Origin of the sequence: Halovibrio salipaludis (assembly GCF_002286965.1) — a bacterium.
Taxonomy (GTDB): Bacteria; Pseudomonadota; Gammaproteobacteria; order Pseudomonadales; family Oleiphilaceae; genus Halospina; species Halospina salipaludis.
In genome coordinates, this window is record NZ_NSKD01000009.1 from 1 (window position 1) to 13163 (window position 13163).

The 13163-nt window shown below is 56.7% G+C and carries 11 protein-coding genes and 1 pseudogene; 3 read left to right on the forward strand and 9 right to left on the reverse strand.

From position 1 onward, the window contains the following. Positions 1-161: IS66 family insertion sequence element accessory protein TnpA (tnpA, locus tag CK501_RS17280; RefSeq protein ID WP_408607578.1), on the reverse strand; the 161-nt coding region annotated here is incomplete at its 3' end. 179 nt (positions 162-340) lie between these two features. Here tnpA and CK501_RS14540 point away from each other — a divergent pair. Next, positions 341-631, forward strand: a complete 291-nt coding sequence (locus tag CK501_RS14540; RefSeq protein ID WP_095618474.1) for a hypothetical protein — start codon at positions 341-343, stop codon at positions 629-631. Positions 632-870: 239 nt separating this feature from the next. Here the strand turns inward: CK501_RS14540 and CK501_RS14545 are convergent, their stop codons facing one another. The 7 genes from CK501_RS14545 to CK501_RS14575 form a co-directional block, all read right to left on the reverse strand. After that, the gene (locus CK501_RS14545; RefSeq protein ID WP_095618475.1) at positions 871-1230 is read right to left on the reverse strand and encodes a hypothetical protein; all 360 of its coding nucleotides are present in this window, start codon (positions 1228-1230) and stop codon (positions 871-873) included. Between the two features lie 442 nt (positions 1231-1672). After that, positions 1673-2503, reverse strand: a complete 831-nt coding sequence (locus CK501_RS14550; RefSeq protein WP_095618476.1) for a hypothetical protein — start codon at positions 2501-2503, stop codon at positions 1673-1675. A gap of 238 nt (positions 2504-2741) precedes the next feature. After that, complete coding sequence (locus CK501_RS14555) at positions 2742-5927, reverse strand: type I restriction endonuclease subunit R (RefSeq protein ID WP_095618477.1); 3186 nt, start codon at positions 5925-5927, stop codon at positions 2742-2744. 33 nt (positions 5928-5960) lie between these two features. Continuing rightward, the gene (locus CK501_RS14560; RefSeq protein ID WP_095618478.1) at positions 5961-6851 is read right to left on the reverse strand and encodes an Abi family protein; all 891 of its coding nucleotides are present in this window, start codon (positions 6849-6851) and stop codon (positions 5961-5963) included. Between the two features lie 199 nt (positions 6852-7050). Further along, entirely contained in the window at positions 7051-7791 is a 741-nt protein-coding gene (locus tag CK501_RS14565) for a GIY-YIG nuclease family protein (RefSeq protein WP_233128920.1), read from the reverse strand. 188 nt (positions 7792-7979) lie between these two features. Further along, entirely contained in the window at positions 7980-9377 is a 1398-nt protein-coding gene (locus tag CK501_RS14570) for a restriction endonuclease subunit S (RefSeq protein WP_095618480.1), read from the reverse strand. After that, the gene (locus tag CK501_RS14575; RefSeq protein WP_095618481.1) at positions 9374-11350 is read right to left on the reverse strand and encodes a type I restriction-modification system subunit M; all 1977 of its coding nucleotides are present in this window, start codon (positions 11348-11350) and stop codon (positions 9374-9376) included. Before CK501_RS14575 ends, CK501_RS14570 begins: the two co-directional genes overlap by 4 nt. Before the next feature lie 248 nt (positions 11351-11598). On the opposite strand from CK501_RS14575, the gene CK501_RS14580 reads away from it, so the two are divergent. Both CK501_RS14580 and CK501_RS14585 read left to right on the forward strand, forming a co-directional pair. After that, entirely contained in the window at positions 11599-12351 is a 753-nt protein-coding gene (locus CK501_RS14580; RefSeq protein ID WP_095618482.1) for a hypothetical protein, read from the forward strand. A 112-nt stretch (positions 12352-12463) separates the two neighbouring features. After that, positions 12464-13003 carry a heavy metal-binding domain-containing protein gene (locus CK501_RS14585; protein WP_095618483.1) on the forward strand — a complete coding sequence of 180 codons (540 nt, stop codon included), beginning with the start codon at positions 12464-12466 and terminating at the stop codon, positions 13001-13003. Positions 13004-13007: 4 nt separating this feature from the next. Here CK501_RS14585 and CK501_RS14590 read toward each other — a convergent pair. Beyond that, positions 13008-13148: pseudogene (locus CK501_RS14590) on the reverse strand (transposase); the annotation flags it as partial. Positions 13149-13163: the final 15 nt, after the last annotated feature.

Consider the following 13163-nt stretch of genomic DNA (forward strand, 5'->3'; position numbering starts at 1 on the left):
GCGGACTCGCCAGCCTGCGCATCAGACAGGCGCTTGCGCCAGTTGCAGAAGCTGGCATAGCCGATGCTCTGCTGCTTGCAGAACTGCATGGCTGACAAGCCGCTGTCTCGCTGTTGATCGACCAGGGCCTGCCATTGTTCGGGAGTGCGGCGTTTGCTCATGGGAGTAGTAACCTCGTATTGGAGAATTTGAGGCTACTGTAGGGCGCTATTCGCTGGAGTGGCAGGGTGTCTTAGAATGAACGCTTACGCTGGAACTGCGCCTGCGAGGGAAGAGCACTACGCAGAGCCACCGGGCGCCGATTTACTATGTGGATCTGACGGTGCGGGAAGGCCAATCCGTGCAGGAGGCGATCCAAGAGGCCAAGGAAGGCGAGCAGGCCATGCAGCAAGCCGGTTACGACCAGGCGGCGCTGGATGAAGCCGGAAGGCGAGGCTTTGAGAATGCCGAGTTCGAGCACTCAGAGGACGAAACGCCTGCGGTGATGGAGGAGTTCTACCCCGAAGCCACTGAAGACGTGGATCTGCAGCGATCACAGAAAGACTCAGATACCCAAGCTCACGGCATAAAGGAACGCCTGGCGACCTCATCACAGGTGTACCAAGTGCCGAGCCAATGCAAGAAAGCTTGACGTCCAGGCCCCTCCCATCGGGAGGGGCTATATTTTTTGCCAAGGGTGCTTAGCAAGGGATGGGGTGACATCAAAGCTCCCCCAGATTCCGCATAAACGCGCTTTGATATCCGGCGACTCTGAATTTGTTCTACAGCCTCAACTGGGGAGCTCAGCGGCAGGCTGAAGCGTAGCTTTTGCCTGTTGCTCGACGGCCTTGTTGGGGGGCGCCGTATTCGTCTTGCATCGCCCACCCGCGCCTAAGGTGAAAAGACGAACCAACCAGCAACCAGACCACTTAGTACACCGACTATCATGCCCGATACGACTTGGGCCCATGCTTGTTGCAATAAGCCCCACCACCATTCGGATCTGGCTGCCGCCTTCGCCTCGCGCCTGCGAATTTCTTCCATGCGTGTTCGGTAAACTTGGCGCATGACCGCTCTTGCCGATTCTGTGTATCGAGCGCTAGGCTTATCAAGGAACAGTTCTAGTTCGTCGAGCGGAGCAGCCTCAGCGACCTCGCGGAAGTACCTCTCTTCTTCTTCCTGAGTATCGGCCTCGTTATTGCAGGCAAGCAATAAGCGCTCTTGCCAACCTTTCTCTTCAGCGCCTTTCATAGATGATCTTGTCACTCCTAACGCGGCCAGCACGCGAGGCTTCGTAGTGGAGGCAAAGCCGCGACGAAAAGCCCTCGCCGTTAAAATCTATTGCGACCTAACTGGTACTAATGTCATATGCCGCAACAAGTTTGTCTATCTGGACTGAAGCCGTACGACGGTCTGCGGCCACAGCGCACACAATATTAGAATGATTTAGCCTAGGAACTTCATCTCCTGTAAGAAGCTCCACGTCCAAGATATTTGCGAGGACGCTTGCGCTTGATGTTGCTCGTCCCAAAAGTCACGGGAACTTCTTTCCTCGATCGGTAATCGGGTGCTCATTACTCCCTCTCTGGGCTAACGGCAGGTATAACCGGGTTCTTAAAGCGCAATTCTTTCGTCACCGTGCTTTAAGACCCCGATTATGCCCTTGTTAAAGCATTCTATTTTATCGGCAAAATCAGCTACCTTTTTGGCCCGCTCTTAGCCTGGATAACTTCTCTTTAATTGAATCGACAACGATTCGCTTTTCCGCTGGAACTTTTTCGAGTTGCACCGACAGGTTGCTCACGTCAGTGCTCTCAGGCGGCTGGTTGCGCTTTTGCTCAGCTAACGTATCGATGTCCTTTTCAAGAACGTCCAGGGCTTGGTCCAGATACCAATCGTGGTTCGCCTTGAACGAAATCTCGAGCATCCTGGTTGCGGAGGTTAGCGCATTTGCCATTACATCCTTTTCGACCCATCGTTCGTGGTCAGTCCATTCCAACGTGAACTCAACATCCACCAACCGCAGGTTCGAATTTTGCTCAACCCTCGAGATCTTTGCTTCAAGTTTCTTTATGGAGTCAGCTATTGTCTCGTCTACTTTTTGTTTCACTGCACCATTAAGTCTCTGCTCAACTTCAGATACCTCTTTATTTAGCCTGTTGGCCTCGCCCTCAAAATGAGTCTTAACTCGCTGATCTACTTGTTCCTTGTGGCGTTCCATCTCCTCGTTCATCGCGGCTTTGTCGCGCTCATATATCTTTTTGTTCGAGAACCAGTTATACCCCAGCAATAGCACCGCGACGATAGCCAGGATACTCAACGCCCATTGGACAGTAGACAGCACGCGTCCCTGATGCTCACGCACAACGTCAATTCTCTCTTGCAGCAGCATATTTTGTTGTTTTAGCTGCTCAATCCGACTCTTCTGCTCTACCTTCTCGTCAACCGCCTCGGCCCAAACGCTAGAGGCAAAAAGAAGCACTCCAAGACAAACAACGAACACCAAAAGCTGCCTATATCGCAAGTTGTGACTCCTTCTTTAACGTTTGCAGAACGCGCGCCCGTTGGATGGCTCCCCCAATATTCTCCGTTCCAAAACTGCCTTCGGTCTTGGTACCTGATTTCACAGATCCCACCAAAAACAACTGGAACTATAGAGTTGAGCGCCTGCGGTGGGCCGTGTGTAATCGTTTGAGTTCCTGCTTTGCGCATTCAATGCCATTGTATAAATCGTCGGGCTTGCAGGTGAGCGGCAACAGCGCTTACCTACTCTGCCCCTCAACTGCGCTCGGCTTCTGGTGCTTATCCAACAACAACCGCAACACCAGATGCGCCAGCTTCACCTCATTCTCCGGCGTTTCCATCGCCCTTTCCGCCATGCTCTGATGCTCGTTCATGTCATCCAGCACCAGGTCCTGGAGCTTCTGCGGGAAGGAGCCGTGCATGATCTGGTTTGGGTCGTTGTTCAGCACCTGGTTCATCACCGACTCTTCGCGCTCCAGGCGACCTGCAAGTCCCCGGGCGTAATGGAGCTGGTCCTTCTCGCTGATGTCGCTGCCGAAGATCTCGTTCAGTGACTCGATGATCTCCGAGAGGCGCTTGGTCTCAGGATCGTGGGCCTTGCCGGAGCCCACGGAGCTGACCGGCGTCAGGTTGTACTCGCCCTGTTCGTCTCCGAGCTCCAGCCGATTCTCAGCCTGTTTGGTCAGCCGGTAATGGGTAAGCTCCAGCTCGGAAACGTCGATATCTTCTTCCAAACGCTCGATGCGCAGCATCGGGTGGAGGGCCTTGGCGAAGACACAGAGCTGCTCCAAGTCCCGGTCATCGTAGAACACGATCTGGGAGAGGAACTCGTAGGCGCGCACGAAGCTCTGCAGGTCCTTACGGAATGTATCGAGGGCGTCGCGTTGCTCCCCGGCCTGTTTGAGGTCGTGCTCGGCGCGTTTCTGGGCTCTCTCGTCGCCTTTTCGCTCGGCTTCCCGGGCCTGCCTACGGGCTTCCTGCATCTGTTTCTGGGCGTCGTCGTAGCGGGCCTTGAAGCGATCCTTAGCAGGCTGGCAGGCATTGGTCAGTCGGGCTGACTTCGCCTTGGGATCGAAGAATGCCTTGGCGAATGCCTCCACTTCGCTCCAGGTGTAGATGTCGGACTCGTTGAGCTTGTCGAAGAGGTCGTAGACCACCTGGGCGTCGGAGACGTTGGCCAGCTCGGTCTGCTGGTAATAGGGCTCGAAGGCCTCCTGGATGTCCGAGGCGTCGTTGATGAAATCCAGGATGAAGGTCTCCTTGCCCGGGAAGACGCGGTTCAGGCGGGACAGGGTCTGCACGCACTCCACGCCCTGCAGCTTCTTGTCCACGTACATCGCGCAGAGCTTGGGCTGGTCGAAGCCGGTCTGGAACTTGTTGGCCACCAGCATCACATTGTAATCGTCCGTGTCGAACGCCTCGGCGTGGTCGCGGCCGTGCAGGTCCGGGTTGAGCAGCTTGCTGGTCTCGGTCACCGGCTCGGGAATCACGTCATCGGCAGGCACCTCGCCGGAGAACGCCACCAGTGGAAAGACATCCCGGTAGCCGTGTTCCTGAACGTACTTGCGCATGGCCAGCATGTAGCGCACCGCTTCCTGGCGGCTGGCCGTCACCACCATGGCCTTGGCCTGGCCGTCGAGCAGGTGGCGCACATTGGCGCGGAAGTGCTCGACGATGACTTCCACCTTCTGGTTGATGTTGTACGGGTGCAGCCGCACCCAGCGCGCCAGTGTGGCCGAGGCCTTGCGGGACTCCACTTCTTCTTCGTCCCCGTGGGGGTGCGCCAGCTTCCAGGCGACGTTGTAGGTCACGTAGTTCTTCAGCACATCCAGGATGAAGCCTTCCTCGATGGCCTGGCGCATGGAGTACAGATGGAACGGCTCCGGGAGGTTGTCCTCGCTGGCCGGTTCGTTGCGATTGGAGCGGCGCCCGAACAGCTCCAGCGTCTTGGCCTTGGGCGTGGCGGTGAAGGCGTAATAGCTCAGCTGCGTGGGCGGCTTGCGTGAGGACACGGCCGCATCCAGCAGTTCCTCGGCGCTGACCTCGCCTTCGTCGTCGTCATCGCCACCACCCAACAGGGCCTTCAGTTTGGTGGCGGAGGTGCCGGTCTGGGAGGAGTGGGCCTCATCGGCGATCACTGCATAGCGGCCCTGGGCAAGCGCTTTATCCTTCTCCAGCGCATCGTAGAGCGCCGGGAAGGTCTGGATGGTAACCACGACGATGCGCGTGCCCTTGCGCAGCGCATCGGCCAGCTGCTCGGACTTGCTCTGGGTGGTTTTCTCATCCCGGGTGATGGCCCGGACCATGCCCTCGGTGCGCTCGAACTGGCGGATGGTGTTCTGGAGCTGGCTGTCGAGCACCGTGCGGTCGGTGATGACGATGACCGAGTTGAACAGCTTGGCATCATGCTCGTCATAGAGCCCGGCCAGCTGGTGCGCCGTCCAGGCAATGGAGTTGGACTTGCCGGAGCCGGCGCTGTGCTGGATCAGGTAGCGCTCGCCGGCGCCTTCCTGGCGGGTCGTCTCGATGAGCCGGTTGACCACTTCCCACTGGTGATAGCGCGGGAAGATGAGCGCCTCTTTTGTCTGAATGTTGCCGTGGAAGTCTTCGGCTTCCTTTTGCTCCAGGTGCAGGAAGCGCTGCAGGATGCGCAGCCAGGCATCCGGGGCGAAGACGTCGTTCCAGAGGTAACCGGTCGCATATTCGTTGGGATCGGCCGGCGTCGGGTTGCCCGCCGCGCCTTCCGGAGTGCCCTTATCGAACGGCAGAAAGCCCGTGTCCTTGCCGGCCAGGCGGGTCGTCATGGCCACGCGGTCCTGGCTGACGGCGAAGTGCACCAGCGCGCCGGTCTTGAATGCCAGCAGTGGTTCCACCTGCTTGTTGGTGGGCGCCTTCAGGGGTCGGTCCTGCTGGTACTGGCGCTTGGCCCGCTCCACGGACTGTTTGAACTCGCTCTTGAGCTCCAGCGTGGCCGTGGGGATGCCGTTAACGAACAGCACCAGATCCAGCCGGGGGTTGTAGTTCTCCCCGGCATGGGGCGAGTAGGACACTTCCGGCACCACCCGCAGCCGGTTGGCGTGGTAGCGCTGCTCGGACTCCGGGTTCATGCCGTGATCGGGCTTGAACGCGCAGGCCTCGATGTAGTGGCCAGGCAGGCGCACCGGATTGCGCAGGACGAAGAGCGTGCCTTTCTTGCGCCGCTCCCGGTCCACCGCCACGCACAACTGGCGCTCCGGATCCCCGGGATAGGCCTTGGCGAACTTCTGCCAGCGATCCGGGTAAGCCTCCTTGAAGAAATCCACCAGATCCTCGGTGTAGAGCGCCAGCTCCCGGTCATAGCCGTCCGCAGTACCGCTCAGCCACCCCTGGGCGGTCATCTCGTTGATGATGTCCTTCTGGAACTGGTGTTCCCTTTCGTCCGCCATTACGTCCTCATTGCGGTTTTGCGTGAATCAAGCTTAGCAGTTCCAAAGTGGGCGGTTTCGCCAATCCGGAGGAAAGCCCATGGCTTCAGGATCGATAGCGTGTGACTCCAGGAGCCCGAAGAAACGGGAGTGCCAGTGGTGCCCCGGATTAATCGTATTCATCAGAAACAACAGCATAGTCAGTGTGTTGTATAGACGACGATCGCCATCATGGCGAACGGACTCAAGTAACGCTTCCGGCCCTTTTGTGGGCGTGGTGGGAATCACTGTGAACTCCCGGTTCCACAAACGCGCATGATGGGCACAGGTATTTCGTACTGTGGTCAGGTGGTGCATCAATGAAACGAGAATCCGCTCGTCGATACCGTACCGTCTGGCGACCGCATTTCGGTCAGCCCGGTGTCGCGTGTTGGTGAACCACTGGGATATCTGCCCAAAAGTCATCACTTCGACCAGCGCCCATATCGGTGGCAAAGGCTCCTCGTACTCCTGCTGCAGATGCCGGATAAAGGTTTCCTGGCTGTGGCGGACCGCCTTCTCCAGCTGCTGACGGTGCCTGGCGTAATGCCAACGTGCCTTGAACAGCTCCGGATTCAGGTGGCAGTGAGGGCCATAGGTATGCGCCATATAATAGGCCCAGCCCGCGCGTACCGAGACCTCAATGCGCTCCAGTGCATCCAGCACAAGAAGGCGCAACTCCCGGTCGAAAATATAGAGATTGAGCACTTGCTCGAATGTCGTACCGGATTGGAATTCGTGGCTTTCGTGGTCCGACTCAAACGGCAACCAATAGGCGCCAAGCCGGTAATAGTTCAGATGCGAGAGATAGTGAAGCGCACGACTGCGGTCATCAATGACCAGGCCACGTTGCTGAAGCAGATCAAGCTGGGCGTCGTGGGAGAGCGGGGGCTTGGAGAAGCGCATGAGTCACGCTGCCCCGAAACAAGTAACCTCCCGGGGTGCGCATCGTCGAGAGGCGTGGGAGGTATTGTTACCACTAATTATAGTGGCTGCACCGGCGTTGTCCAGTCCTGGTTTGAACTGACCGGAGTGCGATCCCTGAATGAAAGTGTCCGTAATGCTCTCGCCAAACAGCTGGTACTGGCGCTCTTCTGCCATCGTGTCATTCACCTCCGTGTTTTATATCGTCGCTTTGCTGGCTGATGATCTCGTCCTGCCAGTCACTGTAGCTTTTCTTTGTCCCTTCTACGTACCAGCTTGTGCGGCCATTCGCGTTGCGTCCGGAAACAACGGCTGCTGCGGCGCTCGGGCTGGAAAAGCCGTGATCCTTCGTGAAACGCCGCTTTCCATTACCATCCGCCACCAGCACCTCATCCTGGACCAGTTGCTGGAACAGGTCGCTGTAGCCCTTATGCTCCGAAACCCAACTCTCTCGAGCCAGTGACCCTTCCAGTACGACAAACTCCCCGTCGATCTCCCGTGCCTGTGCTTTGATGCTGTATTTCGGAATTCGCATCTCAAAGACCGGTGAGTCCGGGGATGCCGGAGTTTGTTTCGCTGCGCCGGATTCGGTTGGCGCCTTGAGGAAATCAAAGCCAAGGACAGGCAGCACAGTACGGATCTGCTCAGCGAAGAAGGCCATGTCCGACTGATCCGCCTCCGGCAGAACGCCATACTCATGAGCCGTGTTGTTAACCAGCCCGCAGCGCCCCGCCAGCTTGGCCTGGGCCATGAGCTGACTTTCCAGGTACTTCACGTGGGCCTTGGTCAGGTTCTGGTCCTTGCTGGTTACTAGACAAACCTTCTCCCAGAAATCCTTACCCCCTTTGGTGCCCTCGCGGTTGTGCTGCTTCAGCCGTGCGGCTACATCGTCGCTCTCCCCAATGTAGACCAGAGGCCGCATGCTGTTCTCCGGATCCGGCCCCACAAGGAAATAGATGCCGGTTCGAGCACACTCTGGGCGCTCTAGAATTTCAGGTAGCTTGCTGCGCGGGCCAGTCAGCACGTGGCCAGTCCAGTTCATAATCTCAGCGGTAAGGAGGCCGTTGGGAGCGCCATCGACCAGGAACAGGCGGATGCTCCTACCCTGAGTCATACTGGTACTCCTTGCTTAACTGAAGAATCAGGGAAAGTCTCGGAACTTGGTGGCTGCCAGTCACGGACGTCGATCTTCCCTGTGACGGCAGCGGAAATTAAGGCTGAGCGGCGTTCTTGCAAAAGCCCAATTGCTGACTCGGCCTGCGAGAGCAGCTTCTGATGTCCCTGTTCTTCATGAGTGAGGAAGTCCATTGTTTCAGCCTGCTCCAACAGTGGGGGAACAGGAATATAGATATCCTTCACGTATCCGCAGTTCAGGTGGGGATGTAATGCTCCTGTTTTAATGGACATTAATGAGTTATAGCCATAATCAGAAAGCAAGACCCAAGCCAACCAAGAACCGGAAAGGCTCTGTTTGATCGTCGATGTAACAATCAGAGCATGACAGTTTGCTTCGGGGAAATCGTCTGGAACGACTGCAATTTGGCCGATATCTCCTGTTTGAACGATAAGCACATCGTCTGGCTTCAAAATGGATTTAGCGTGCTCATCACTCCACCATTTGGGGACGTAGTATTCTGGTGAGAAAATAATTTGGTTGTTCTTAATGTGGAGCGACTGCAGATAAGGAATACCTTCTTCTACGAAAAGATCTCGTGTCGGCCCCACATACCCATTCGTGATCTTGTCAGTTACCGTAGAAAGCTTCCTGACCTCCCAGTGCTCGGGCACCTCCCCAAGCCACTCCACCCCGGAATCCTTCATCGCCACATCCGGATCCAGCCCCTTGGTCACGGCATGGGAAATCACCGCCTGGCGCTTTTCCTTGAGCAGCTCGATCAGGCGTTGTTGTTCGGCGATCAGGGCGTCGATGCGGGCGGTTTGGTGGTCGAGGAAGCGGGCGATTTGGGTTTGTTCCGATTTCGGAGGAAAACAGAAACGTTCCTGAAGGTACGCCTCTACATCAAGATTCTGAATGCCTGTGGTTTGTTTTATCGACGGGTAGTTCACTCGCTGTTGGTATAAGCTATTGAAAGCGTAGCAGAGAAAGTTTGCATCAAATCCCGGGAGCGGACTCATTCTTCCAACGAAGTTTGAAGTCACTGCGTCAAAACCGAGATCGAATAAAACGACGCAGCCTACTAGTGTCTTGTCGCCACCTCCTGATTTCTCAATCAACAAATCTCCTGAACGGACGAGACGATTTTTCTTATCCCGCTCCGGAACACTTCTTAGGGTCAGTTTCTCCGTTCCAACTCTGAGGGTTTCTCTATCAAAGTCTGCAACCCTTAGAACAACGACATCACTGTTCCCGTCAGGTTCGTCGCCCCACACGCCGTTTATGCAGCCGTCAACGGCGCGCTTGAGCGAGAAAATCTCCCAGTGCGATGGCACGTTTCCTAACCACCTCACCTCAGATTTTTGATACTCCGGATAACTCGGATAGCTCATACCGCCATCTCCTCAATCATCCGCTTGATCGTGTCCGTGCATTCCTTGAGGTCCGCGTCGATTTCCTCCAGTGGCCTGGGTGGCTCGAACACGTAGAAGTGGCGGTTGAAGGGGATTTCGTAGCCGACGATGCCGACTTCGCCGTCCTTCTCATCCGTCTTGGACTCATCGATCCAGGCGTCCGGCACATGGGGCAGGACCTCGCGCTCGAAGTAGTCGTAGACGGACTCGCCGAGCGGGACGTTCTCGTTGTCCCGCAGGTCCGGGTCGGCTTCGAGGTTGCCTTTCTTATCCCGGCAGTAGTCGGCCTCCGGGTCGTGCTCACCCAGCGCCTTCCAGATGTTCTTGAGTTGGGCGGCGCTGGGATAGAAAGTGGCCTTGGTGCATTCGCCCTTGAGGGCTTCCAGGAAGTCTTCGCGGTTGCGGTAGAGGGGGTCGCCCAGGCTTTCGCAGGCGCTGATCAGGTTGGCCTGGTCGTCCTCGGCGAGCTTCTCGAAGAACTTCTCGCCCTTCATCCGCTCGATGCGCTCCGGTGAGGCCTGGAAGTTGAGTTGCAGCGGGCGCTCCACGGTGATGCGGCGGTAGCCAAAGGCCTCGGTCGGGAAGATCTTGCTCTCGTCCGTCTCCTCGAACCGACCGTACAGACGCACGATCTCGTCCTGCTCGGACTCGGGGATGTAGTTGCGCTTGCTGCCCAGCGATTTGCGCATCTTGGCGTAACGGTCCGCCGCGTTGATGAGCTGGACCTTGTTGCGCCGCTGTTCGGGCTTGTCGTTGGACAGCACCCAGACGTAGGTGTTGATGCCGGTATTGAAGAACGAGTCCGACGGCAGCGCGACAATGGCCTCCACCAGGTCGTGCTCCAGCATGTAACGGCGGATCTCGGATTCACCGCTGCCGGCGCCACCGGTGAACAGCGGCGAGCCGTTCAGGATGATGCCGATGCGCGAGCCGCCCTTCTCGGCCGGGCGCATCTTGGCGACCAGGTGCATGAGAAACAGCAGCGAGCCGTCCGAGACCCTTGGTAAGCCGGGGCCGAAACGCCCGTCATAGCCTCGCTCCTTGTGTTCCTTCTGGACTTTGTCCTGCACCTTCTTCCAGTCCACGCCGAAGGGTGGATTGCTGAGCATGACGTCGAACGTATTGCCGCGCAGCTGATCGTCCGAGAGGGTGTTGCCCAGCTTGATGTTCTCGACCTTCTCGCCCTTGATGAGCATGTCGCCCACGCAGATGGCGTAGGACTCGGGATTGAGCTCCTGGCCGCTGACGGAGACATCCACCTGCTCGCTGATGGACTTCACGTAGGATTCCGCCTCGGACAGGAACCCGCCAGTTCCGCAGGTCGGGTCGTAGATAGTCAGGATCTTGCCCGGCTGGAGGTGGTCTTCCTCACCGGTCATCACCAGGGAGGTGGCCAGGTGCACGATGTCACGCGGGGTGAAGTGTTCCCCGGCCGTTTCATTGGAACTTTCCGCGAACTTGCGGATCAGCTCCTCGAACACACTGCCCATGCCGAAGTTGGAGATGCGCTTCGGGCTCAAATCCACCGCCGCGAATTCCTGGACGACCTGATACAGCAGGTTGCTGCTTTCCAGCTGTTGGACGAAGTCCTCGAAGTTGAAATGCTCGAAGATCGCCCGTGCCTGGGCGCTGAATGAGTGCACGTAGCTCATCAGGTCTTCGCCGGTCTGCGTGTCTGACAGCGACGCGAGACTCAGTGGAGAGCTGTTGTAGAACGGCTGGTCAGCGGCGCGGTAAAGCAGGCGGTCCCGGGCGGTTTCGGGTTTATCCGCATGCTGTTTGGTGGCATCCAGCACCGCGTTCTTTGTCGGCTCCAGCACGCATTCCATCCGGCGCAACAGGGTGAACGGCAGGATGACGCGGCCGTACTGGGACTGCTTGAGATCGCCGCGTAGTAGATCGGCGATGGACCAGATGAAGGACGCAATTTCGGAATGGTTTTCCGTGTTCATTCGGGCTCCGTGCAAAGGGGCGTTGGATCGGTGCGATTGACGCGATTCTGGGCGGCGCCTGCGACAGGTGGTGTCAGAGGCATAGAGGCCGTTTGGGGATAAGGGTGCAGTGAAAGCGTAGGGGCGTCAATTTTGAGAAAGTTGGTTGAGCCCCTTAATGTAGTTGAGATAGTGCTTGCTCAAGATCAATAGGATCTGGTCAACAAGCGCGGCCATTTGGGAACGCCAAACCATTTACAGGGGTAACAGTGCTTTCCTCGCTCATTTTCGACAACGGCCCCTATTTGGCGGCCCGTATTCGCCAGTCTGTGCTTCCATCGTTACGTACGTTCTCAGAGATCGTTACCCGGGACGTGCTTTCAGGCTTTGAGGGGTTGGAGTGCCGAGCAGATGCTGTGTCGGAAGCGGAGTACGCCAGGCTCGGATCTTGCTCAGGTTCGGCTGATGACGAAAACCTTGGGCAAGCTGCTGAGGCTGCGTACGAGGCAGGCATCGACTTCTATCTCATGATGTCTGAGTTTCGACAGGGAACGGTCAACCTGTTGGCCGTTGGCTTGTTCCACTTGTTTGAGCAGCAACTTCAGCACATCTCTAAGGACGGCCTATTTCGTGGGTTGCCTCCCCTTGCTGATTCGAAACTAGCGAAGGCGGAGGAGTGGTTCCGCACGAACCTAGGAATCGAACTTAACTCGTTCGCAGGATGGGATCTGATAGAAGGAGAGTTGCGCCTAGTCGTAAACACTGTCAAGCATGGCGATGGATCTTCCGCTTCGAGGCTCCGCAAGATCAACCCGAAACTGTTTGAAGATCCGAGTGCCAGCAACTTTGATGATTTTGAGTGGTTGAAACGGCCGGAGTTTTCACACATCGAGATGCCTTTAACCGGGAATAGCATCTATGTTTCTGAGGAGCAGCTTCAGACCTACGCGCTGGCCACCCAGCAGGTTTTTGAAGAATTCGCGCAGTACTTGGCCTCTACAAGCAGGGCAAACTATCGGTAGATGCTGTGGATTGCCAAATTGGTTTTCCCAGCGAGCTCTGTTTGCAGCACAAACCAGACCTGCTTAACTTCCTTTACTAATAAACTGCGAAGCGGAGACACCGGAGCAGCTAATGGCAGATTACCGAGTCCACTTACAGGAAGATGGCGAAGATTACTCCGTCGATATTGATGCCAATGGCGTCGAGGCAGCGAAGAAGCGCGCGCGGGTAGGTCGCCCTTACGCTGATGTTACGCAGGTTGAGGATTTATCATCCGGAGCTGTGGAAAAATACGAACTCACACCTCAATCCATTGGGCCTGTCGAAGCACGCCTTACAGACGCTGAGTCAAAGGTCACCCTGACCACTGAAAGTGTTACGGATCTTCCAATAACCGAACGAATCGACGTGATCGCAGCGGAATGTGCCTTCGCAGTTGATATCGCGACTGGCTGGAAAACGGTTGGCGTCGGTTTCTTTGGAGGTCGTAGCGAGGCTATGAAAAAACCGCTAAAAGAGGCGAAGGCTTATGCACTAAAGGAACTACGACAAGAGGCGGTGTCTGTTGGCGCCGATGCGGTTGTCGGTATTGATTTGGATTACAGCAAACTACCTGAAGGGCCATTATTTCTCTTGGTCGCTTCAGGCACAGCTGTCAAATTGGACCGCTGAGCCAGCCCCGCAAATTTTTGCGCCACGCGTAGAACGTGGCGTCCAAAATGCGCATCTTGCGACAGACCTCCGGGATCGGAGTGCCGAGTTCGGCCTGCTTCAGGGCGCAGGCAATCTGCTGATCGGTAAAACGGTAACGCTTCATGGCATGATCTCCTCG